We start from the raw sequence: 22,686 nt of genomic DNA on the forward strand, positions 1-22,686 counted from the left end.
AGTTAATTATCTATTGCTCAATATGGCCTACATAGATATTCTCCGTATCCCAACTCCTTATAAATATTATCAAAATTACTTTGGTCTACATAAATTAAAGGATCAAAAGAATCTTTAGCAACAATCTCCATAGTTTCACTTTGTTGCAATTTCACGACCAACCAAGGATTAATGATAAATATCCTTTTATCATTATGTATATAAAATAATCCAAAAATATTTGAAGGCCACAAAACATTCTCAATCATAATTTCTTGCTCAACGTCAATTATGTATTGATGTTCTTCTGACTGAGTCAATAGTAATTGTAACTCCTTCGAGTTAACAAAATATTTACCGATTTTTTCAAATCCAAAAATAATAAAACCTTCGTTATCAATAAAGCTTTTTGCAATCTTATAATTCCCAGTTCCAACTGTAGTTGAAACATAATGGGAAACATAAGATTTAAAATCAGAGAAAGTTTCTTTCCCACAATTATGAACAATTGCTTGCAATAACCTCAACCTCATCTTTTTATCTGAGGGTAAAAAGATCTCATCAATATTTATTTTTATTTTAATTTCATTCAATAAGTACTCCTCATTACTAAATTGTTCTGAGAGCATTCGATTTTGACTATCCCCAAGTTGATTTTTAATAAAATCAACTCCTTTGTCCCCAACAATAAAGAATTTATTTAATCCATTTTTTAAAATATAGCTTACATCTGGATATATATGCTTTAATCGAGTACCTCTATAATAAGTAAAAAATGAATCGCTAGAATTAACATTACTAATAAAGAATTTAAACTTTTTTATAATCTCTTCTTCAACGACTTCCAATCGGTACCCTGACATATATTTTGGATCAATTGTTCTAAAATCAACATCAGTAAAATCTATATCTAAGTCTGCTTTTTTAAATTTTGAATCTTTGATCATAACCATACTACATTAAATATCCTTTCTAAATCCCGCATATTGATAATTCATAAATTATATTTGTTTATACTAGAAAATTGAGCATATATTAATTTGTTACATGCCTATATTGATTATTAAACATTCTATTTTCAATATCAATTTTAGGAGCCTATTTAATAACTGATGTAAACATCCATTTGAATCCTTATTAAGGACTTGAATTTTTAAAAATATAGATTATTTAAATGAACTATTTTTAAAAATCCTCAACCTCATCTGGTTCATCACTAAACAAAGTCACATGCCCCATCTTGCGGTTGTGCTTCGCCTCTATTTTACCATACATGTGGAGGTGGGCGCTTGGATTTTCTGTGACATATTTTTCAGCAACCTCGACGTGTTGGCCGAGGACATTGAGCATGACAGCTGTCGCATGTAGTTTGATGTCTGGCAATGGTGCTCCCAGAACGCCTAAAATGTGGGTATCAAATTGAGAGAAATCACAGGCTTCAATCGAGTAGTGACCAGAATTGTGTGGACGTGGCGCAATTTCATTGACAATGATGTCATCAGCAGTCGCAAACATTTCCACACAAAGTGTTCCAGACAAGTTCAGTTGTTCTGCGATTCGCACTGCCATGGCTTTGGCCTTGTCTGCTAAACTCTCAGAAATTCGAGCTGGAACAATGGTCTTAGATAGAATGTTGTTACGGTGGACATTTTCCTGAACTGGGAAAACCGTCACGTCCTTACCATTACCAGACACGATGACAGAAATCTCAAGGTCAAAGTTGACAAATTCCTCTAAAACGCAGGCTGCTGAGTCAGCTAACGCATAGGCTTCTTCCAAGTCTGCTTCCGAGCGAATGACCTTTTGTCCATGCCCATCATAGCCACCTGTAGCAGTCTTGAGGACATAGTTTTTCGACAGGTCCATATCTGCCAAGTCTTGGCTTGAGGTCACAACCTTGTAAGGTGCTACAGTGACTTGGGCCTTGTTTGAGAGAAAGTCCTTTTCAAAAATCCGATTTTGGGAGATGCGAAGCAGGTCGGTTCCTTGAGGAAGTTGTCCATCCTTGATGACAGCATCCAAACCGTCAGCATCGACATTTTCAAACTCATAGGTGAGGACATCGCAACGCTCTGCCAGCTGACGAAGAGCATCCACATCGTTATAAGGAGCCACGATGATTTCCGCCACGCGAGAGGCTGGGCAATCCGCCGCAGGATCCAGCGCGATAACCTTGTGGCCCATGTAGATAGCAGAAATGGCCATCATTTGACCCAGCTGGCCGCCACCGATAATTCCGATTGTTTTAGATGAGCTCATTGGTAGACTCCTCTGCGATTTTTCCTTGTTCTTCTGCAAAATCTGCCAAAGCTGTCGCGATAGCCTGATCCTCTACTGACAGGAGACGGAGGGCAAAGAGGGCTGCGTTGGTCGCCCCTGCTTCACCGATAGCCATGGTTGCGACTGGTACTCCACCCGGCATCTGTACGATAGAGTAGAGCGAGTCCACGCCACTAAGGGCACGAGACTTGACGGGCACACCAATGACTGGAAGGGTTGTTTTAGCTGCGACCATACCTGGCAAATGAGCTGCGCCACCTGCACCTGCGATGATGACCTTGATACCACGACTACGCGCTTCTTCGGCATGCTTGAACATGAGATCAGGTGTGCGATGGGCAGAGACAACCTTCTTCTCGTAGGCTACACCGAAGCGATTGAGAACTTCGACGGTTTTTTGCATGGTTGCCCAGTCTGATTTTGAGCCCATGATGATGGAAATTACTGGTTTCATTTCTTCTCCTTTTTCCTCTTTTTTGACAATTACCTTAGGTTTTGAGGGACGGCAGCAGCCACCAAAGGTGTCTCATGCCTAAATTGGAAGCCCAAGGTCTTCCAATTTCCCTGAACGCTTGGATTGTCATCCAATCGTTCTTTCACAACGGCGGTGATTATTCTATATTAGCTCGCTAACGCTCGCAAGCCATACGACCATTAACGTATTTTGTGAATTTTTTTCTTTTTAATAATCGTCTAATGTAGTGCGGACGTAAGCGAACGCTGTGGCGTTCCATTACTAAAACTGGAGCCTAGGTCTCCAGTTTTCCGCTCCTAGTAGCAAAGCTACTAGAAGTTCCACTACTGCGACGATTATTCTATTTTGGTTCGCTTTCGCTCACCATGACAAATTTAGTACCTGTTAATCTTTTATAGCCTTGCTTCCGATATCTGTTCGGTAGAAGAGACCTTCTGTGTTTTGTGTGTTGAGTTCGCTGTAGATGGTATCTTGGGCTTCTTTGACGGTGTCTGCTGTGGTAACTAGCATATAGACACGTCCGCCGTTGGATAGCAGTGCTCTGCTATTTTCCGCAAACTTAGACCCTGCATAGTAAGTGATGATATTGCCTTCTGTCTTGGCTGGCAACTTGACACCTTTTTCATAGTCTAGCGGGTAGCCGTTCGAAGCGACAACCACACCAAGTGTCACACCCTTGTCCGTCCAGGTGATGTTTGGCTCCTTACCATCGAGAATGTCCGTGATATTTTGTGCAAAGTCAGATGTCAAACGAGGCAAGATGATTTGCGTTTCAGGATCTCCAAAACGAGAGTTGAACTCAATGACTTTGGGTCCATCAGCTGTCAAGATAAGCCCTGCGTAAAGAACACCAAGATAAGGACGACCTTCTTTGATCATCCCTTCTAGGACTGGCTTGACAATAGTGTCAACCGCTGTGGCAACCACGCTCTGTGGCAAGTGAGGAACTGGCGCATAGGCACCCATACCCCCCGTGTTAGGTCCCTTATCGCCATCGTAAGCACGTTTGTGGTCCTGAGCCGTTGGCATGATGTAAAACTTGTCCCCATTGACAAAGGCAAAGAGAGAGAACTCTTCTCCAGCCAGAAACTCCTCGATAACCACACGCGCACCTGAGTCGCCGAATTTATTGTCCAAAAGCATCTCGTGAGCGGCTTCTACTGCTTGCTCGACTGTCTCAGCAACAACGACACCTTTCCCAAGCGCCAAGCCATCCGCCTTGACTACGATAGGAACCCCCTGCTTTTCGATATAGGCCTTGGCTTCCTCGAAATCTGAGAATGTGCCATAGGCTGCTGTCGGAACGCCGTATTTGACCATGATTTCCTTGGCAAAATCCTTGGACCACTCCAGCTCTGCCGCCAATCTTGTCGGACCAAAGGCTTTGAGACCAGCTTGGTTAAAATCATCCACGATACCAGCAGCAAGGGCGTCATCTGGCCCGATAAAAGTCCAAGCAATATCGTTAGCTTTTGCAAACTCAATCAATTTAGAATGTTCGGAAATGGAGATATTTACCAATTCCAAACCATCCAGAGTCATCCCATCATTCCCAGGAGCTACAAATACTTTTTCAACGTCTTTTGACTCAAGTAACTTCTTAGCAATCGCATGTTCACGACCACCCGAACCGACAACTAACAGCTTCATTCCTCAACCTCTTTTGCGAATTATTTACTAATATTATAACATAAACGTTCGTTTTAATCTCGTTTCGTTCTGCCTTTTAATCAAAAAAAGGAAAGAAACTGTTCTCTTCCCTTTAACGTTCTTAATGTCTAAAATGTCTCACGCCTGTAAAGACCATAGTCAAGCCGTATTTATCCGCAGCTTCAATAGATTCTTGGTCACGGACGGATCCACCTGGCTGGATGATAGCCTTGATACCTGCTTTGGCGATTTCTTCCACATTATCCGCAAATGGGAAGAAGGCGTCTGAAGCAAGAACGGCGCCGTCAAGACGGTCTTTGGCTTGGTCAATAGCAATGCGGACGGAGGCCACACGGTTGGTTTGACCTGGGCCAACACCAAGTGTCATGTGGTCATTGGTCACGATGATACCGTTTGATTTGACATACTTGATAGCCTTCCAAGCAAACTCAAGGGCAGTTGCCTCTATCTCAGTTGGCTGGCGTTTGGTCACCACTTGCCAATCAGCTGGGCTTTCTTTCACTACGTCTTGGTTTTGCACGAGAAGTCCACCTACTACACCTGTGTATTCTGCTTCCACTTCACTGGCTTCTTGAGCTTCAAATAGCAATGCAAGGATACGCAAGTTTTTCTTTTTATTGGTCAAAATGGCTAGCGCTTCATCCGTATAGCTAGGTGCGATGATGATTTCAAGGAAAACACCGTGCATCTTCTCAGCTGTCGCAGCATCCACCTCACGATTGAGAACGACAATGCCACCAAAGATAGAAACTGGGTCAGACTCATAAGCGTAGTCCCATGCAGTTTCGATATCATCAGCTTGACCGATTCCACATGGGTTCATGTGTTTGAGAGCCACAACGGTTGGACGGTCTTTGAAATCACGAATAATACGAATAGCCGCATCCGCGTCACGGATGTTATTGAAGGACAATTCTTTACCGTTGAGCTGTTTGGCTGATGCAATCGAGTAGTCAGTCTGCAAAGCTTTTTGGTAAAAGTCTGCATCTTGTTGAGGATTTTCACCGTAACGCATTGGTTGCTTGAGATCATAGGTCAAAGTGAGTTTTTCAGGTTTGCTTTCTCCAACTTGAGCTGTGAAATACTCTGCAATCAAGGCATCATAAGCTGCTGTGTGACGGAAAACCTTAGCTGCCAAACGTTGACGCGTTTCGTAAGTCGTTTCACCATTGGCTGACAACTCGTCCAAAACCACAGCATAGTCAGCTGGATCTACCACAACTGTTACGCTAGCATGATTTTTCGCAGCTGAGCGAAGCATAGATGGCCCGCCGATATCGATGTTTTCAACTGCGTCAGCATAAGTCACGTCTTGTTTGAGGATGGTTTCCTTAAATGGGTAAAGGTTAACTACAACAAGGTCAATGAGCTCGATCTGATTGTCCTTAGCAGCATCAAGGTGACTATCGAGGTCACGACGAGCGAGAAGCCCTCCGTGGATATTTGGGTGAAGGGTCTTGACACGACCGTCCATCATTTCTGGAAAACCAGTCACATCATCGATGGCAATGGTGTCCACTCCAGCATTATCAAGGGCAACCTTGGTTCCACCTGTCGAGATAATCTCCCAACCAAGTTTTTTAAGTTCTTGGGCAAATTCAACAATACCCTCTTTGTCTGAGACGCTGATTAAGGCTTTTTTCGTCATTCTATTCCTCTTTCTTTAGGTCTAAGCGCATAGCGACTTCGTTATTTTCTTCTATAAGTCCTGTTTCCTGAAAACCTAGACTAGTCAGTAGGTACTTCATTTTTTCATTTCCAACCACATAATCTGCAACAATATGACTGCAAACTCTATCCATCTGAGCCTCTTTGATTAGAACTTCCAAGGCTTTTCGACCATAACCTCTTCCTTGGTACTGCTGACCAATCATTATCCGCCAGATAAAGTATTCCGCTTCATCCTCGTCTATTTCCAGCAGGAGAAAGCCAACCACTTGCTTATCCCAATAGATTGCCCTCGGAAACACATCTTCATTTTTACGGTAGAGCCATGCATCAGCTAAAGAGCGTACATTTGGAGCCACGAAACGTGCTCGTTCATCAGCTTCAGATATTTTCAAATCCAACACTGCCTGAAAACTGCTCTCATCTACTAATTTCATCTCAATCATTTTTTTCTCCTAGCAATATTGCACAATCAAAACTTGATTCACTTCTTACCTTCTCCCTACTCCCAAACTATCCAGAACCTCCGGATACAACTTGTACTCTGCCTCATGAATCCGAGTTTCAAAGCTGTCAATGGTATCATTCGCTAACCTTGGTACACGGACTTATCTGAGACACTGATTAAGGCGCGTTTAGTCATTATATTCTCCTTTTTAATCATTAGTTAAACACCAATTAAATGCAGTAACAGTAAAACAAGATAAGCAAAACCAAGGCTAAGCATACCTAAGATATTGACCAATTTTCTAGTCTGTGATTTGAACACTCTTATAAAAATTTGATAAATCAGTAAGCCTACACAAACACCTAGCGTATTTAAAGCCAAATCCGTTATATCTGTTATACCTATTGCCAAAATATACTGTAAGCACTCAAACAATAAACTAATCAAGAAACCCGTTCCGACTATTTTTAAACTAGATAAATTAGTTTTTATCAGAGAGAAACAAACACCTAATGGGATAAAGGAAATCAGATTAAATAACATTTCAGCAAAAACAATTTTTCCATCTACTATTAGTGGTTCTGAAAATGGAATCCAATTGATGTACCTTGGAGCTAAGAAAAATGCTATAAATTCAGGATTGGTTTCAAACTTAAATAAGATTCCCCAAGTTAATAAAATCAGATAGACATAAAATACATACCGAGTTGTTTTTTTAGATTCTAACATTACAAATACCTCCGTTTGAAACCGTCTTCAACAAGCACTGACTCCAATTTAAAATCAAAGATATCATATGAATCATCAAAAAGTCAATCTGTAAATAGAGCCTTCACTACTTCTGGATACAACTTGTACTCTGCTTCATGAATACGTTCTTCAAAGCTGGCTATGGTATCATCAGCTAACCGTGGCACACGTACTTGTTTGATGACCTTTCCTGTATCCACACCTGAGTCCACCCAGTGAATGGTAACACCACTCTCAGCAACACCTGCATTCCAAGCATCCTCAATCCCATGAGCTCCTGGAAATTCTGGCAGGTAGGCTGGATGAATGTTGATGATTCGGCCTTCATAAGCTGCCAGTAAAGTAGGCCCAACGATTTTCATGTAGCCTGCTAGACAAACCAAGTCAATCTGGTGTTCTTCCAAGAGTTCGACAAGTGCCGCTTCGTAGTCTGCCTTGCTCTCAAACTCCTTGAGTTCAAAAGTATAGGACAGAACGTCGAGCTTGTCTGCACGTTCGAGCACATAGGCGTCACGATGGTCTGAAAAGACAAACTCTACTGGAAATTGTTCCGCTATCACCTGAAAATTTGAGCCATTACCAGAGGCAAAAACCGCTATTTTTTTCATTTGATGATGACACTTTCGTTTTCTTTCTTGACGATGCGACCAATTTCATAGACTGGTTCATCCAGCAATTCATTGACACGACCTACATTTTCAGGACTAACTGCCAACATGAGTCCCACACCCATATTGAAGATTTCAAACATTTCTTCGTGTTTGATCTGACCGTATTTTTCAAGAGCTTTGAAAATCGGAAGCACTGGTACCTTGCTTTCTTCAATCTCAGCTGCTAGGTCAGCAGCAAACATACGAGGAACATTTTCGATAAAGCCACCACCTGTGATGTGGGCAATACCATTTACCAAGCCTTCCTTGATGAGTGGCAAAACAGCCTTAACATAGATACGAGTCGGCTCAAGCAAAACTTCCTTGAGTTGCTTGCCTTCCAATTCTGGAAGGACTTCCTCACCTGTATAATCCGCAAAGACACGACGAACGAGAGAGTAACCATTGGAGTGAATCCCACTTGAAGCAAGTCCGAGAAGAACATCGCCTTCTGCAACCTTTGAACCGTCAATGATTTGAGATTTTTCAGCCACACCGACCGCAAAACCAGCTAAGTCATAGTCATCTGCGCCATACATACCCGGCATTTCAGCCGTTTCCCCACCGATGAGGGCAGCACCTGCCTGCACACAGCCTTCTGCCACACCAGCGACTACTTGTTCTAGCTTAGCTGGTTCATTCTTCCCTGTCGCCACATAGTCCAGGAAATAGAGGGGCTCAGCACCTGCAGCGATAATATCATTGACACACATGGCCACACAGTCCTGACCGATGCTATCGTGCTTGTCGTACTTGATTGCCAACATGAGCTTGGTTCCGACACCGTCAGTCCCTGAAATCAAGACAGGTTCTTTAACTCCAGTCTTTGAAAGGTCAAACATACCACCAAAGCCACCAAGAGCTCCCATGACACCTGCACGCTCCGTACGAGCCACGTGCTTTTTAATCCGTTCAACAACTTCATAACCCGCTTCAACATCCACACCCGACTGGGCGTACGCATTCTTATTTGTCATTTCTTTATTCCTTTTCTTTTATGGGGAATCTCAGTAACTCACTTGTAAAAACTTGTCTTTTCTTCCAAACTTCTACGATAGTCTTCTTCGTAGTCGTAGAGAGGTGTTGGGTAGTCACCGTCAAAGTAAGCGACACAGAGACCACCATTTGGCGCATCTGTTTCAATACCAATTGAATCAATCAACCCCTCAACAGAAAGATAAGTCAGACTATCTGCTCCAATGATTTGGCGAGTTTCTTCGACCGTATGATTGGCTGCAATCAGCTCCTGACGAGTCTGGATATCAATCCCGTAGAAACATGGATAAGCTAGCGCTGGACTACCAATAGCAACGTGAACCTCAGTCGCACCAGCTTCTTTCAAGAGCTGAACGATACGACGAGAGGTTGTTCCACGTACAATAGAGTCATCCACCATAACCACACGCTTGCCTTTCACGACACCAGAAACGGCAGAAAGTTTCATCCGAACCCCTTGCTCCCGTAATTCTTGAGTCGGTTGGATAAAGGTACGTTGGGTGTATTGGTTCTTGATAAGACCCATTTCATTTGGCAGACCTGATTCTTCTGCAAAGCCCATAGCCGCGCTGAGGGAAGAATTGGGCACACCGACCACGATATCCGCCTCATGCTTGAATTCACGCGCCAATTGGGCACCCATACGTTTCCGTGCCGTATGGACATTGACACCGTGGATATTAGAATCAGGGCGAGCAAAATAGATATACTCCATAGAACAGATTGCTAACTGGGTATCATCTGTATAGCTGTCATACTGGATACCTTTGTCATCAATGATGACAATTTCACCTGGCTTCAAATCACGAATCCATTCAGCACCAATAACCTCAAAAGCACATGTTTCAGAGGAAACCACCACCGCTCCGTTGGCCATTTTCCCGATAGAAAGTGGACGGAAACCATTTGGGTCAAGAGCCGCAATCAACTTGTCTTCAAACAGTAAGATATAGGCAAAACCACCTTTGACAAGGCTGAGTGCCTCCTTGATTTTGCCCATCAGACTAGGATTGTGACTACGACGAATGAGGTGAGCCAAGATTTCCGAGTCCGAAGTCGCACTGAAAATCGCTCCTCTATCTTCCAATTCTTTCTTGAGAGAGGCTGCATTAGTCAGATTTCCATTATGAGCCAAGCCAAACTGCATATCGTGAAAACGGAAGAGGAAGGGCTGGATGTTATCAACAGAAGCTTCACCAGCAGTCGCATAACGAACATGCCCAATCGCGCTCGTTCCTGTCAATTTATCCAAATTAGCAGGATTTCTGAAGACTTCTGATAAAAGTCCCATGTCACGATGACGCTTCAATTGTCCCTGATCATTGGAGAGGATTCCTGCCCCCTCCTGACCACGGTGCTGAAGACTGTGGAGCCCAAAATAGGTCAATTTGGCAGCATCTGGATGCCCCCAGATACCGAAAACACCACATTCTTCATTAAGAGATTTTACTTCGTATGTCATTTTTTATACCTTTTATTTCCCTGTGAAATAACGCACAGCCGACGCGAACAGGTGCTGGTCTTTATTTCCTGGGATGTTTTGGAAAAGACCGTCTTCATAACGTTCTGAGTGTCCCATCTTACCGATGATTTGGCCGTTCTTGCTAGTAATTCCTTCGATGGCATGGACAGAACCATTCGGATTGTACTTCGAATCCATACTTGGTTTGCCGTCAAAGTCAACGTATTGGCTGAAAATTTGTCCATTGTCACGGAGCTCTGCAAATTCCTCAGCAGTCACGACAAATTTCCCTTCACCGTGCGAAACAGGAATGGCATGAATCTCACCAACTTCCACTCCAGCAAGCCATGGTGAGTTGGTATTGGCAATCCGAGTTTCCACCATCTTAGCCACGTGTTGGTTGGCATCATTGTAGAAGAGGGTTGGGCTCATACTGCTGGCATCTTCGAAGTTCCCGTATGGAAGAAGACCTGATTTGACCAAGGCCTGGAATCCATTACAGATACCAATAATCAAACCACCACGAGCGATAAAACTATCAATAACTACACGCACTTTTTCATTAAGCAAAATATTGACGATAAACTTAGCTGAGCCATCTGGTTCATCCGCAGCTGAAAATCCACCTGCAAAGAAGAGAATATTGGCCTTGTCGATATTGTCAACCATAGTTTCAACTGACTTGACAATGGCTTCTTCATTCAAGGTCACAAACGGCACTAAGTTGACCTCTGCACCTTCTTTTTCAAAGGCCTTGGCTGAGTCATATTCCGAGTTGGTGCCCGGGAAGACTGGGATATAAACTACCGGTTTTTCAACCTTTTCTTTGGCTTTAATCACAACATCTGATGCAACAACTGGTACTTCAGCCAGTTCTTTCGATTGAGCAAATTCTGTTGGGTAAACTTCTTCCAGTTTTCCTTGGAAGGCACTGTCAAGTTTGTGTCCATCTAGCTTCACACCGTTGACAATCAGTGTAAAGTCTGCTTTTGTTTGACCGATCTTCTCTACTCCAGCAATTTCTTCAGGAGAGGTAAAGACAAATCCACCCAATTGAGCTGTCAAAGCCGTTTCAAGTTCAGGCAAGGTTACTTCTGCACCAATATGATTTCCAAAAGTAGCAAGTGCCAAACTTTCAACCACACCACCATATTTGACAGCTAATGCAGATGTCACTTTGTGACCATCTTGGATGTCTTCAAACTGAGCAAAGTTAGACTTAATCAAGTCAAAATCAATCTCTGTAGTAAGAGCTTGACCTGGGATATAGTAAATGTTTTCCCCAGCAGTCTTGAATTCAGGCGAAAGCACCTTACGGCTATCTGCTGTCGTTACCCCAAAAGCAACCAAGGTTGGCGGTACGGTCAATTCTTCAAAGGTACCAGACATAGAGTCCTTACCACCGATAGATGGCAAGCCAAGCTGAATTTGTGCCTCGATAGAGCCTAGGAGAGCTGCTACTGGCTGACCAAAACGCTCAGCTTGTTTATCCATGCGCTCGAAGTACTCTTGGTAAGAGAAGCGAGCCTTAGACCAGTTTGCACCAGCAGCAACCAAACGAGCAGTTGCTTCGATGACCGCATAAGCAGCACCGTGGTATGGAGACCATTCTGCCAGATAAGGGTTAAATCCTTGGGCCATGACTGACGCAGTATGAGTCACACCGTGTTGTACAGGCAATTTCTGCACAGAAGCCTCAGTCGGTGTGAGTTGGTAGCGACCACCAAGTGGGTGATTAACCGTTGAGCGTCCAACAGAGCAGTCAAAGATAGTCTGTAATCCTTTTTGACTCGCATGATTCAAATCAGATAGAACCGCAAGGGTATCAACTTCAAGTGTATTAGCAGATGTTTGACGCTCTTCTGGAAGCTTGAGATCCTTGTCCACAACCTTAGCATCGACGACCACGCGCACACCATTGGTATCAAGGAAACGACGCTCCAAGTCCACGATTGTTTCACCATTCCAGTGCATGACAAGATTTGGTTTTTCAGTGACTGTTGCCACCACAACAGCATCAATATTTTCTTTGTTACATTCGGCAACGAAGGCATCTACATCTTCGGGACGAACCACGACCGCCATCCGTTCTTGTGATTCAGAGATGGCAATTTCTGTACCATTCAAGCCTTGGTATTTAAGAGGCACCTTGTTGAGGTCGATTTCAAGACCGTCTGCCAATTCACCAATAGCTACACAGACACCACCAGCTCCAAAGTCGTTGGATTTCTTAATCAGACGAGTCACATCGCCATTACGGAAAAGGCGCTGAATCTTGCGTTCTTCGATGGCATTTCCTTTTTGAACTTCAGCTCCAGCAGTTTCCACAGACTCAACTGTTTGAACCTTAGAAGAACCTGTCGCACCACCGACACCATCACGTCCAGTCTTACCTCCAAGGAGGATAATGACATCACCCGCTTCTGGTTTTTCACGGACAACATTCTCTTTTGGAGCCGCTCCGACAACAGCACCAAGCTCCATACGTTTAGCTACAAAGCCTGGGTGGAAGTATTCACGAACATAGGTTGTCGCAAGCCCAATCTGGTTACCATATGAAGAATAACCATGAGCCGCTGTTTTAGAAATAACCTGTTGTGGCAATTTCCCAGTACGCGTTTCCGAAATCGGTGCTGTAATATCTCCAGCACCTGAGATACGCATAGCTTGGTAAACATATGAGCGACCTGACAATGGGTCACGAATGGCTCCACCGATACAAGTAGCCGCCCCACCAAATGGCTCAATCTCAGTTGGGTGATTGTGGGTTTCGTTTTTAAACATGAGGAGCCATGGTACTTTCACACCATCAACGTCCACTTCGATTTCAACTGAGCAAGCATTGATTTCGTCTGACACCTCCATATCATCCAAACGCCCATTAGCACGCTCATAACGACCGAAAATAGTTGCCATATCCATCAAGGTTTGTGGTTTCTCCGAACGTCCCAACTCATCACGCATGGCAATATACTTGTCATAAGTCACCTGCAATTGCTTTTGGAATTTAGAAGCTGAAAAGTCGATATTCTTCAACTCTGTCTCAAAAGTTGTGTGACGGCAGTGGTCAGACCAGTAAGTGTCCAAAACCTTGAGTTCAGTCTCAGTTGGCACGCGCCCGATTGACTTGAAATAGTCTTGGATAAAGAGCAAATCATCCACTTCCATTGCCATGCCCTGCTCGGCCTTGTAGCGAGCAAAATCTTCTGCCCTATAGCTTTCAAAGAAAGTCAATTTAGGAATGGTCTTGTCTGACTCTGAAAATTCCTGCTTGGCAATCCCTGTCGTGATGTCCTTGAAACGAGAATCAACTGGATTGAGCAAGTAGTTCTTGACCGCTTCTAACTCCGTCGCATCAATGTCTTTATTGACCAAGTAAAGTTGGGCTGTGTTGACTGTCACATCACTCGAACTTCCCAGCAAAAGCAAGGCTTCCTGTGAAGATGCTGCACGTTGGTCAAATTGACCAGGTAGACTTTCAATAGCAAAGAAAGCATAGTTAGCAAGATCCGCCTGTACAGCAGCTTCGTCCAAGACATGATCTGTCACCTGCTCAGAGAAGATGTGCTTCTCTGCAGGTGCAAATAGGTCCTCTGCCAAATCAAATACATCATAGACTTGTACAATACGAATACTTTTCAAGCTTGACAGTCCCAAGTTATGCTTGAGTTCTCTAACCAAACTCTCTGACTTGACCTGAAAATCAGCCTTTTTTTCAACAAAAATACGTTTATCCATCAATTCTTATTCCTTTATTTCAGCTCTTACAATGTTCCAACGACCTTGAGGTTGTTATTTCAATTCTTGCAACTTTTCCCAGACAATCTCGTAAACGTCTGTCAGTTCTCCCAATCCCCTACGGAGTGAGAAGGTCTGGGGGAACTTTTCAGCCTGAGTCCTTTTAGTTGAGAGACGAAGGTTTTCCGTTACAAACAGATTATTTCAACCCCTTCAACTTTTCCCAGACAATTTCGTAAACATCTGTTAATTCACCTAGACCCCTACGGAAAACATCCTTATCCATGTGGTTGCCATCCGCATCCCACAAACGGCAATTATCTGGTGAAAATTCGTCTGCTAAGATAATCTTGCCATCCTTGTCAAAACCGAACTCTAGCTTAAAGTCAATCAACTTGAGGCCAATCTCAGCAAACCAGACTTTCAAGAGTTCATTAATTCGACGAGTTTCTTCCTTCAAGTAGGCGATTTGCTGTTCATCCGCAATCTGTAGGAATTTCACATGCTCGTCATTGATAAATGGATCATCCAAATCATCATTTTTATAGTAAAATTCGACAACCGGAGTCTCAAATGCGATTCCTTCGTCTACACCAAAACGTTTTGAAAAGGAACCAGCCGTGTAGTTGCGAAGCACAACTTCCAAAGGAATAATCTTAACCTTTTTATTGAGTTGTTCCGTGTCTGAAAGCTTCTCCACAAAATGAGTCGCCACACCAGCCGCATTTAATTTCTCAAAAATAAAAGATGAAATCTGATTATTCAACACTCCCTTACCTGCAATCTGCTCCTTCTTGACACCATTGAAAGCAGTCGCCTGGTCCTTGTAAGTTGAAATAATAAGATTTTCATCCTCAGTTGTATAGATATCTTTAGCTTTTCCCGAATAGATCAATTGTTTTGACATTTTAAAGTTCGCCTTTCGTATTACTTGAGCACATTCTACCACAAAAAACCCAAAAAAACAAGAATTTAACCGAATAAATATCGAATACACCTCAAAAATTGTAAAGAAAAAACTGCAAGAAAAAGATTTCTCACAGTTTTAAAATCATTTAACTCTAAAAACACGAACATTACTCTTTGTTCAAAAATTGATCCAAATAATAACGCAGGTAACTTTTCTTACCTGTAATCATCTGTAGGCGACCCTCCACCCCATATCGAAGTTTTTCAGTCTGCTCCGAAGTTAGATTAGTCTCCGCCTCAATTTTAAAGAAATTCCCTTTTTCAGCCTTAGTAGCTGTCGCATCAATACTTGTAATAGTAGAATCTAGGAAAAGTTGATTCTTGGCATCATAAGTCGTAGTATAGCGAACAGAGTCACCGACCTTGATTCTTGCTACATCTTTTGAACTTAGATAGGCTGTGAGTTTAGCTTTCCCTTCTTTTTCCAAGGACGGATAAAGTTGGGCTAGTAGGGCACCTTCTGCAACCATGGTAGAATCACTGGTCTCAGGATTAAGGTGAAGCACTCCATCCTCACTTGCCGTAATTTTCCCCTTGTCTAAAAGATTTCCCTGTACCTTCTTACCTGACTCCACCTCCAAGATTTTCTGGTCTAGAAGGGTCAATTCCTGACCAACCTTAGCCAAATGTTGGGATTTAAGGGACTCCAATTGACTGCTTAACCCTGACGCATAGGCTTGCTGGGTACCTGAACCTGCATACTGGACACGGTAAGTAGCAAGACTGGATTCTAACTGAGAAAGCTGTGCTTCAACCTGCGCAACTGCTTGTGACTTAGCTTGCGGATTTTCCTCACCCTGATACTTGTAGGACTGGTAGAGAGAGTAGGCTAGATTCTGACTGGCCAAGGAAGCGCCTGTTTCAATAGCTGACTTAGCTGTCTGGTAATCGCGAATTTTAGCTTCTGTTTGGCTGATGAGATTGCCGATTTCGGCTTGGGTTTGGCTAGCTGCTGCATTCTGGGATGCGATGGTCTCATTTTGTTGCGATGTACTAGCCCTAAGACTGCCTGCTTGACTGATGTAGTCGCGAAAGGTGGCTTGGTAGCCAAACTTATCCTCCTCTGGAAAGTGGTTCTCCCCTTCTTGCAGACTTTTTTGCAAATACTCCAATTGCTTTTTTTGATCCTTAAGCATGTCCAACTGACTAGCATAGGCCTCCGCTTGGACACCCTCTGCCCCTTCCTGATATTGAACCAGAAGCTCCCCCTCCTTAACCAGCTTATTTTCTTCCAAATGATTGACAAGAATGCGATTATTGCTAGTTGACTGGATATTTGCAAGGATACGACTAGGCTCAACAGTAGCTCTAGTAGACAAACTCATCTCCTTCTCTGCCAAAGTTGCAAATCCAAGTAAAAACACAAGCAGAAGGGACATGGGTACAATCACCCGACTGGAAAAATTATGGTAACGACGATTATAAAACTCCGCACTTTCTAAAAATTCTAGTTTCATCCTCTCCTCTTTCTAGCTATTTACCAAATGGGCATAAAAGCCACCCTCTGCAAGCAAATCAGCATGCTTTCCTTCTTCAACAATTTTGCCCTGATCCAAGACAACAACCTTCTCTGTCCGCTCAGCAATAGTCAAACGGTGGGCGATGAAAATCAAGGTCTTGTCTAAAGCCATTAGATTATCTACGATCCGCTTCTCTGTCAAAATATCCAAACTGCTGGTCGCCTCATCCAAAATCAAGACTGGCGCATCTGTCAAGAGAGCACGCGCTAGGGCGATTCTCTGACGTTGACCACCTGAAATTCCTGCCCCATCCGAAGTCAATTCTGTCTGGTAATTCAGTGGCATGCGCTCGATATCCTCCCGAATCTCTGCCAATTCAACCGCCCGTAAGATATCCTCCTGAGTCGTCCCCTCCTTGGCTCCCAAAAGAAGATTCTCCAAAATCGTTCCGTTAAAGACATAGGGCTGTTGAGGCAGGTAGTTGATGTACTGACGCAGGGCCTTTTTATCAATCTGATTGAGATTGACACCACCCAAACTAATCTCTCCCTGACTTGGGTCGTAAAAATTAACCATCATCTTGGCCAAGGTCGTCTTACCTGACCCTGAAATCCCCACAAAAGCCACCTTAGAACCTTGAGGAATGGTCAAATTGATGTCCGACAAAACGTCTCGACCATAGCCATACTTGTAGGAAACCTGCTTGAAGGTCATATCTCCCTTCATCAAGCTCAAATCCTCAACCGTTTTCTTCTCCTCAAACTCAGAAGCTACCAGATAAACCTCATTCAAACGGTTATTGGCAACCTGCGCTGTCTGAAGCTTGGTTTGCAGATTGATGATATTTTCCAAAGGATTGGTAAAGTAAACAAGTAAGGTATTATAGGTAATCAACTGCCCCAAACTCATTTTTCCATCCATGACCAGAACAGCCCCCATCCAGAGAATGCCGACATTAAGCAAGAGATGGGCAACCTTTTTCAGAGCCTTTTGCTGACTCTCTGCTCGACTATAGGTAAAGGATTTTTTCAGATAATCTACAAATTCCTTGTCAATCTTTTGATATCGTGAACTTTCACTGGTTAAAGACTTGATAGTCTCAATACCATTAATGTCCTCAATGATAGAAGAAGACAGAACCGCATTAGCTTCCATGGTGTCCCGATTCATCTTTTCAAACGGCTTCATAAAAGCAAAGATAATCACTGTATAGATGGGAAGTGCCAATAAGGTCATGAAAAAGAGATTGGTATTTTGTGAAAATAAAACAAGGGAAATAATGACAACCGTTGACACATCTAGGAAAATCGAAAGAATGGTCGAAGCCAGCGCATCAATGATACTGTTAGCATCTGTAAAACGAGACACGATTTCCCCTGTCCTGCGTGTCGCAAAAAAGGACATAGGCAGGTGAAAAACATGCTTGATATAGGACAAAATCACATCAATCGATAAGCGTTGCCCCAAAACAAGTAAGAGATACTCCTGGGCATAAGACAAGATTTGCTGAAGAATATAAACAATCACCAGCCCAATAGAAATAATCCCCAGTGTCGAATGCATCTGATCTGGCACATAGGTATCAATGATAGACTGCAGATAATAAGAACCCACAATGTTAATCAAGGTTACCAAGAGTGTTGCCAAAACGATATTGGCAATCAAGCCACGCTGCTTCACTAATATAGGGATAAAAGAGAGCAAACCATTCTTTTGATCCTTATGAGGCTTGTAATCTGGACTCGGTGCCATAAACAGAGTCACTCCTGTCCATTCTTCCGCAAAACGCTCACGTGGTAGTTTGGTCAATTTCACCCCAGGATCTGGATCAGCAATATGAATGCTATCCTTATCCTGCCCAATCACCACATAGTAGTGGAGCAATTTCCCTTCCTTAAGCACATGGGCAACAAAAGGAAAAGTCAAATCTGGCAAATCAAAGAGCGTCATATCCGCCTTGATAGCCCGCGTCTCAAAGCCAATCTCCTCTGCCACTTTGACCAAGCCCAAAGCCGTCGTCCCATCCATGGTCGTCTTGGCTAATTCTCTCAAGTGCGCCAAAGAATAATAGCTACCATAGTAGCCAAAAACCATGGCTAATGAAGCTACACCGCAGTCCATCTGATCCACCTGCGGACGATAGTGACGTTTCCCAAATTTCATATTCATCTCCTTTTCCCTAATACTCAATGAAAATCAAAGAACAAACTAGGAAACTAGCCGCAGGCTGCTCAAAACACTGTTTTGAGGTTGTAGATAGGACTGACGAAGTCAGTCACATATATACGGCAAGGCGACGTTGACGTGGTTTGAATTTGATTTTCGAAGAGTATAAACTCATCTGATAACAACTATCTTACCCCAATCACTAAACAAATACTGGACTTCCTTCCCAAATGCGCCTATCTCCCTCCCAACTGCACTTTTGGGATAAAAAAATAGGCAGAACAAACGTTCTACCTAAAATATATATTTATTTCTTTTTCTTCCTAATTCTTTTGTCAATCATATATAAAACGATAATCGAAAACAGCGGTGGTACAATATAACTCTTTTCACTCATTGTCAGCTGAAATCCCAGAGTTGCTAGTATCTTAAAGATGAAGATATTCATCAAAAATAGAAAAACAAATACTAAAAAATATTTTAAAATCTTCTTCATTTCTTTTCTTCAACTTTCCTAATTTCTATACCTATTTTATCATATTTTATCAAAAAATACATGTAATCCCTCAAAAATAAACACCTCAACTGCACTTTTGGCAAAAAATAGGCAGAACAAATGTCCTGCCTACTAAAAATATGGTATGAAAGGAAATTGATGTTTTACTGTCACCCTAGGCAAGCTTGGAACAAATAAATCATTGATAGTAACCTTTACGACATCCTATTTAAAGTTACTTCAATTTCTAATGTCCCTGCTATTTCTAAGCCACCTATGGTATGATCTATTCATGTTTAGAATAGATAACACCGTTCTAAATTACGATTCATAGTTTTTCTTACATTCTTTAATAAAATATGTATCAAATTGTTAAAATTAACGTCTGCTTCCTAGATGACGACCGTACATATAGGCAACAACTCCTAAAACACCCCAAGCGATAGCTGTAGAAGTAGTAATAATAAGTCCACCCTCGGTACTAGCCAAATCTGCTTCTGCCATGATCTCAAATTTTTCCTCTAATTTTTTCATATCCCACCTACTCCTTTAAATATATTAACCAAACGTACGAGATAACCAATAACCAGCTACCCCAGCTCCACCTGCAGCAAGTAATGAGCCTCCGATAACAATCAATAAACCCACTCCGCCTTGTACTTGCTCTAATTCATTTTGCTTTACGATTTCAAATTGATTCAAATTTTGCATGATATACTCCTTTTTAAATAATACTAGCTAATCCAATAGCTACTCCTACTAATAAACCCACTATTCCTGAGGCTGATATAATAACAGCCGCAAATTCGTTTGAAAACTTCATTGATTCTCTCATTATCTCTTGTTTCGACTAATTCCAATAGCTACTCCTGCACTTAAACCAGCAAATGCTGAACCTGCAATAATACTAGCTGCTACTGCTATCGGAATAATTCCCCCATCTACATTCATCAACTCTTCTTCTGTAAGAGCTACAAAGTTCTGTTCCATTTTGTCAAAATTTGTCATCTTTTTTCTCCTTTATTTCTATTTTTTAGTTTACGATTTCTGGCTCTTAAACCATTTTAAAAACCAGAATAGATAAATTACTGAATTCCTTTTCGTCTCACTTATTTATTCGAAAAAAAATTTTCGAAAATGTACAACTAAATTAAATTTTATTTAAAAAATAATTTAATGTACCATGAATAGAAAATCGGTAGATACATAAACCAGGCTCCTTTCTTTTTTCTCTCACTTATTTATTCGAAAAAAATTTCGAAAATGTACAACTAAATTCAATTTATTTAAAAAATAACTCAGTGAACCATGGGTAGAACATTGATATAAACATAAACCAGACTCCTTTCCTTTTCCTCTTATTTATCTATTCGAAAAACAATTCAAAAATGTACAACTAATTAAATTTATTTGAAAAATAATTTAGTAAACCACGGATAAAAATTGGTAGATACATGAAGCACACTCCTTCCTTTCCCTCTCACTTATCTATTCGAAAAAGAAGTCAAAAAAATAAGAATATCAGAAATTTTTCCGACATTCTTATTGATAAACTCATCCGAGTCTAACAGATATTAGACATTGAGATGTTTTTTAAGGGTTCTTCTGGCTGTTCGTGATACGGGGAAATGCAAGCCTTCTAACAGGGTCACTTCTGTCGCAGTCATCTCTTCAATGGCCTGTAAACTAACCAACGTATTGCGATTGGCATAGACAAAGTAATCTTTTTCAGCCTTAGCAGCAATATCCTTGAGACTGCCATAAATGGTCTTGATAGAATGATTGGCATAATAAACCTTGATACGGTGGGATTCCACTGAAGTTTCAAAGGCTAAAATCTCATGGTAGGGCAGAGTAAAGCCCCGTCTTCCCTCAAAACTATAGGTGAAGAGACACATACTTTCCCTCTTATCCACTGCTAATACATAGTCCAAACAGCGCTCCAGCTGATAACGGTAATCCTCCTCAGGCTGATCCTTGGAAATAAAATCCAAGGCAGACAAGTGGTAGCGAAAAGCTAGAGGCAAGGCCTCCGAGTGTGTGGACACAAAGACAATACTTGTAAAGGGATCTCGCTCCCGAATCTGTTGAGCAACCTGAAAGCCCCGTTCACGCTCTCCATCAATCTCTAAATCCAATAAATAGAGCTGGTAATGGTCAAAATACTGAGAATACTTTTCAACATCTCCATAGCTTTTGGCAATATCAATTTCCAATCTTAAATTGCGAGAGCGACCGATATCTAGTAAAGTCTGCTCTATCCGTCCTTGTTGGACTCTATCGTCTTCCAAAACTAAAATTCTCATTCCTCTTCCCCTCGTTTCTCATCCTTAAATGGCAATTCTAAATCTTGTCTAAAGGTCGTTTCTCCTAGCTGGGTATCTAAGTTCAAATCATAATGAAAAACCATATCCTCCAAGGTCGCTAAGCCCAGTCCACTGTGGTTTCCCTTGGTAGAGTAACCCTTTTGACTGAGAATGATGGGATTCAGTTCTTCTTTCTTACGAGTGTTTTCAATGATGAAACGGACACTCCTATCACCTGCCAACAAAGCAACCCGAATCTGCGGATTTTCAGCCTCACTGGCTGCCTCTAAGGCATTTGTCGTGAGGATAGAGAGGATACGGATAGCCTCCAACATCGGCAATGCCAGTTCTTCGACAACCCCCATCGTCTCCAAACTAAAATGAATTCCCTGATTATCTGCCACAATCATGGCTTTTGCCAAGGTATTACGAATGGCTATATCATGGATATTGTGAAGATTAAAAGCTGTGTAATCTGCCTTCCTCAGCTTTTCATTGGTCTTTAGAAAGACATCTTGATAAATGGTAGACACCTCAGCCATATCTTGATTCGCTATGGCAGGCTCCATGCTAGCGACAATCCCTGCAAAATCATGACGGAAACCTCGAACCTCATCATAGAGATGACCCAACTTATCCACCATCCCTTGCAAGGAACGATTTTCTTCTTCCTGTCTCTGAATGGTCTGCTCATCACGATAAACCTGCTCTAAGTGTCTGATATAAAAGAGCCAGGAGAAAAAGAGAATGAAAATCAGGAGAGAAATGGTCGTGTCAAAGCGAACGTAAAAAGAACTATTTCTATTGGTCATGAACGAAGAGAATATCCTAAATCCAGTCAGAGGTAGGATAATGAAAAAGCTCTTACGATAGTGGGTTTTAAAAGTATCTGAAAAGAATAAATCCAAATCCAAAGACCAACGCTTCATAATTTTACAACATAGAAAGATTGATAATAAATCAAATATAGATATATATAAAGTAGAAAACGAATCTACGAAACAACAATGCTCACCAGATAATACACGAATCCAAATTGTCAAAAATAAGTAACGAATACTTTGAAAGAAGAGAAAAAGATACAGAGAAAGAAAAAAAGCTTCCCCTTTTCTCTTGTGCAATACTAATAAAAAAACACAGTAAAAGAAGAGAATGATTCCTATATGAAATAA

At 42.0% G+C, this 22,686-nt stretch carries 22 protein-coding genes and 1 pseudogene; all 23 read right to left on the minus strand.

What is annotated here, in order from left to right:
• Positions 1 to 17: 17 nt before the first annotated feature.
• A complete protein-coding gene (locus ACORHU_RS09945; protein ID WP_434364483.1) occupies positions 18 to 932 on the minus strand; it encodes a hypothetical protein in 915 nt (304 codons plus the stop codon).
• Between the two features lie 232 nt (positions 933 to 1,164).
• A complete protein-coding gene (gene purK, locus ACORHU_RS09950) occupies positions 1,165 to 2,238 on the minus strand; it encodes a 5-(carboxyamino)imidazole ribonucleotide synthase (protein ID WP_434364484.1) in 1,074 nt (357 codons plus the stop codon).
• On the minus strand, positions 2,225 to 2,713 hold the full coding sequence (gene purE / locus ACORHU_RS09955; protein WP_033679486.1) for a 5-(carboxyamino)imidazole ribonucleotide mutase: 489 nt from the start codon (positions 2,711 to 2,713) through the stop codon (positions 2,225 to 2,227). Before purE ends, purK begins: the two co-directional genes overlap by 14 nt.
• Positions 2,714 to 2,742: 29 nt before the next feature.
• Positions 2,743 to 2,859 carry a phosphoribosylaminoimidazole carboxylase gene (locus tag ACORHU_RS09960; protein WP_434364485.1) on the minus strand — a complete coding sequence of 39 codons (117 nt, stop codon included), beginning with the start codon at positions 2,857 to 2,859 and terminating at the stop codon, positions 2,743 to 2,745.
• Positions 2,860 to 3,118: 259 nt separating this feature from the next.
• Positions 3,119 to 4,384 (minus strand): phosphoribosylamine--glycine ligase, encoded by a 1,266-nt coding sequence (gene purD / locus ACORHU_RS09965; RefSeq protein ID WP_434364486.1) that lies wholly within the window; start codon positions 4,382 to 4,384, stop codon positions 3,119 to 3,121.
• A 121-nt stretch (positions 4,385 to 4,505) separates the two neighbouring features.
• A complete protein-coding gene (purH, locus tag ACORHU_RS09970; RefSeq protein ID WP_434364487.1) occupies positions 4,506 to 6,053 on the minus strand; it encodes a bifunctional phosphoribosylaminoimidazolecarboxamide formyltransferase/IMP cyclohydrolase in 1,548 nt (515 codons plus the stop codon).
• A gap of 1 nt (position 6,054) precedes the next feature.
• Complete coding sequence (locus tag ACORHU_RS09975; RefSeq protein ID WP_000571851.1) at positions 6,055 to 6,519, minus strand: GNAT family N-acetyltransferase; 465 nt, start codon at positions 6,517 to 6,519, stop codon at positions 6,055 to 6,057.
• A gap of 45 nt (positions 6,520 to 6,564) precedes the next feature.
• Positions 6,565 to 6,681: pseudogene (locus tag ACORHU_RS09980) on the minus strand (phosphoribosylglycinamide formyltransferase); the annotation flags it as partial.
• Positions 6,682 to 6,740: 59 nt separating this feature from the next.
• Positions 6,741 to 7,250, minus strand: coding sequence for a VanZ family protein (locus ACORHU_RS09985; RefSeq protein ID WP_434364488.1), 510 nt, complete (start codon positions 7,248 to 7,250; stop codon positions 6,741 to 6,743).
• Positions 7,251 to 7,333: 83 nt separating this feature from the next.
• Positions 7,334 to 7,879 carry a phosphoribosylglycinamide formyltransferase gene (gene purN, locus ACORHU_RS09990; RefSeq protein ID WP_173277386.1) on the minus strand — a complete coding sequence of 182 codons (546 nt, stop codon included), beginning with the start codon at positions 7,877 to 7,879 and terminating at the stop codon, positions 7,334 to 7,336.
• Positions 7,876 to 8,898, minus strand: a complete 1,023-nt coding sequence (gene purM, locus ACORHU_RS09995) for a phosphoribosylformylglycinamidine cyclo-ligase (RefSeq protein WP_173277384.1) — start codon at positions 8,896 to 8,898, stop codon at positions 7,876 to 7,878. The genes purN and purM overlap by 4 nt, the downstream gene beginning before the upstream one ends.
• Before the next feature lie 38 nt (positions 8,899 to 8,936).
• Positions 8,937 to 10,379 (minus strand): amidophosphoribosyltransferase, encoded by a 1,443-nt coding sequence (gene purF / locus ACORHU_RS10000; protein ID WP_434364489.1) that lies wholly within the window; start codon positions 10,377 to 10,379, stop codon positions 8,937 to 8,939.
• 12 nt (positions 10,380 to 10,391) lie between these two features.
• Positions 10,392 to 14,117: a phosphoribosylformylglycinamidine synthase gene (locus ACORHU_RS10005; RefSeq protein ID WP_434364490.1), complete on the minus strand. Its 3,726-nt coding sequence runs from the start codon at positions 14,115 to 14,117 to the stop codon at positions 10,392 to 10,394.
• Positions 14,118 to 14,171: 54 nt separating this feature from the next.
• On the minus strand, positions 14,172 to 14,315 hold the full coding sequence (locus tag ACORHU_RS10010) for a phosphoribosylaminoimidazolesuccinocarboxamide synthase (protein WP_080710040.1): 144 nt from the start codon (positions 14,313 to 14,315) through the stop codon (positions 14,172 to 14,174).
• A gap of 1 nt (position 14,316) precedes the next feature.
• Complete coding sequence (gene purC, locus ACORHU_RS10015) at positions 14,317 to 15,024, minus strand: phosphoribosylaminoimidazolesuccinocarboxamide synthase (protein ID WP_261053273.1); 708 nt, start codon at positions 15,022 to 15,024, stop codon at positions 14,317 to 14,319.
• Between the two features lie 169 nt (positions 15,025 to 15,193).
• Positions 15,194 to 16,543, minus strand: coding sequence for a competence pheromone export protein ComB (gene comB / locus ACORHU_RS10020; RefSeq protein ID WP_434364491.1), 1,350 nt, complete (start codon positions 16,541 to 16,543; stop codon positions 15,194 to 15,196).
• 12 nt (positions 16,544 to 16,555) lie between these two features.
• On the minus strand, positions 16,556 to 18,709 hold the full coding sequence (gene comA, locus ACORHU_RS10025; protein ID WP_434364492.1) for a peptide cleavage/export ABC transporter ComA: 2,154 nt from the start codon (positions 18,707 to 18,709) through the stop codon (positions 16,556 to 16,558).
• Between the two features lie 310 nt (positions 18,710 to 19,019).
• Positions 19,020 to 19,208, minus strand: coding sequence for a hypothetical protein (locus tag ACORHU_RS10030; protein WP_033679471.1), 189 nt, complete (start codon positions 19,206 to 19,208; stop codon positions 19,020 to 19,022).
• Positions 19,209 to 19,586: 378 nt separating this feature from the next.
• Positions 19,587 to 19,742 (minus strand): hypothetical protein, encoded by a 156-nt coding sequence (locus ACORHU_RS10035; protein WP_000732247.1) that lies wholly within the window; start codon positions 19,740 to 19,742, stop codon positions 19,587 to 19,589.
• A gap of 24 nt (positions 19,743 to 19,766) precedes the next feature.
• A complete protein-coding gene (locus ACORHU_RS10040) occupies positions 19,767 to 19,919 on the minus strand; it encodes a class IIb bacteriocin, lactobin A/cerein 7B family (protein WP_001180498.1) in 153 nt (50 codons plus the stop codon).
• A gap of 123 nt (positions 19,920 to 20,042) precedes the next feature.
• Positions 20,043 to 20,216 (minus strand): class IIb bacteriocin, lactobin A/cerein 7B family, encoded by a 174-nt coding sequence (locus ACORHU_RS10045; protein ID WP_000180829.1) that lies wholly within the window; start codon positions 20,214 to 20,216, stop codon positions 20,043 to 20,045.
• Between the two features lie 566 nt (positions 20,217 to 20,782).
• Entirely contained in the window at positions 20,783 to 21,514 is a 732-nt protein-coding gene (locus ACORHU_RS10050) for a response regulator transcription factor (RefSeq protein ID WP_434364493.1), read from the minus strand.
• Complete coding sequence (locus tag ACORHU_RS10055) at positions 21,511 to 22,326, minus strand: GHKL domain-containing protein (protein WP_434364494.1); 816 nt, start codon at positions 22,324 to 22,326, stop codon at positions 21,511 to 21,513. The genes ACORHU_RS10050 and ACORHU_RS10055 overlap by 4 nt, the downstream gene beginning before the upstream one ends.
• Positions 22,327 to 22,686 lie beyond the last annotated feature (360 nt).

Source organism: Streptococcus sp. KHUD_015, assembly GCF_051106265.1.
Classification (GTDB): Bacteria; Bacillota; Bacilli; order Lactobacillales; family Streptococcaceae; genus Streptococcus.

Excerpts from the sequence above, each read along its gene's own strand:
- ACORHU_RS10045 (WP_000180829.1), bottom strand. The coding sequence starts at position 20,216 with ATGACAAATTTTGACAAAATGGAACAGAACTTTGTAGCTCTTACAGAA.
- purM (WP_173277384.1), bottom strand. The coding sequence starts at position 8,898 with ATGACAAATAAGAATGCGTACGCCCAGTCGGGTGTGGATGTTGAAGCG.
- purK (WP_434364484.1), bottom strand. The coding sequence starts at position 2,238 with ATGAGCTCATCTAAAACAATCGGAATTATCGGTGGCGGCCAGCTGGGT.
- purD (WP_434364486.1), bottom strand. The coding sequence starts at position 4,384 with ATGAAGCTGTTAGTTGTCGGTTCGGGTGGTCGTGAACATGCGATTGCT.
- ACORHU_RS09985 (WP_434364488.1), bottom strand. The coding sequence starts at position 7,250 with ATGTTAGAATCTAAAAAAACAACTCGGTATGTATTTTATGTCTATCTG.
- ACORHU_RS10055 (WP_434364494.1), bottom strand. The coding sequence starts at position 22,326 with ATGACCAATAGAAATAGTTCTTTTTACGTTCGCTTTGACACGACCATT.
- ACORHU_RS10030 (WP_033679471.1), bottom strand. The coding sequence starts at position 19,208 with ATGAAGAAGATTTTAAAATATTTTTTAGTATTTGTTTTTCTATTTTTG.
- ACORHU_RS10050 (WP_434364493.1), bottom strand. The coding sequence starts at position 21,514 with ATGAGAATTTTAGTTTTGGAAGACGATAGAGTCCAACAAGGACGGATA.
- ACORHU_RS10005 (WP_434364490.1), bottom strand. The coding sequence starts at position 14,117 with ATGGATAAACGTATTTTTGTTGAAAAAAAGGCTGATTTTCAGGTCAAG.
- purE (WP_033679486.1), bottom strand. The coding sequence starts at position 2,713 with ATGAAACCAGTAATTTCCATCATCATGGGCTCAAAATCAGACTGGGCA.
- purN (WP_173277386.1), bottom strand. The coding sequence starts at position 7,879 with ATGAAAAAAATAGCGGTTTTTGCCTCTGGTAATGGCTCAAATTTTCAG.
- purH (WP_434364487.1), bottom strand. The coding sequence starts at position 6,053 with ATGACGAAAAAAGCCTTAATCAGCGTCTCAGACAAAGAGGGTATTGTT.
- comA (WP_434364492.1), bottom strand. The coding sequence starts at position 18,709 with ATGAAATTTGGGAAACGTCACTATCGTCCGCAGGTGGATCAGATGGAC.
- ACORHU_RS10040 (WP_001180498.1), bottom strand. The coding sequence starts at position 19,919 with ATGCAAAATTTGAATCAATTTGAAATCGTAAAGCAAAATGAATTAGAG.
- purF (WP_434364489.1), bottom strand. The coding sequence starts at position 10,379 with ATGACATACGAAGTAAAATCTCTTAATGAAGAATGTGGTGTTTTCGGT.
- ACORHU_RS10035 (WP_000732247.1), bottom strand. The coding sequence starts at position 19,742 with ATGAAAAAATTAGAGGAAAAATTTGAGATCATGGCAGAAGCAGATTTG.
- ACORHU_RS09945 (WP_434364483.1), bottom strand. The coding sequence starts at position 932 with ATGGTTATGATCAAAGATTCAAAATTTAAAAAAGCAGACTTAGATATA.
- ACORHU_RS09975 (WP_000571851.1), bottom strand. The coding sequence starts at position 6,519 with ATGATTGAGATGAAATTAGTAGATGAGAGCAGTTTTCAGGCAGTGTTG.
- comB (WP_434364491.1), bottom strand. The coding sequence starts at position 16,543 with ATGAAACTAGAATTTTTAGAAAGTGCGGAGTTTTATAATCGTCGTTAC.
- purC (WP_261053273.1), bottom strand. The coding sequence starts at position 15,024 with ATGTCAAAACAATTGATCTATTCGGGAAAAGCTAAAGATATCTATACA.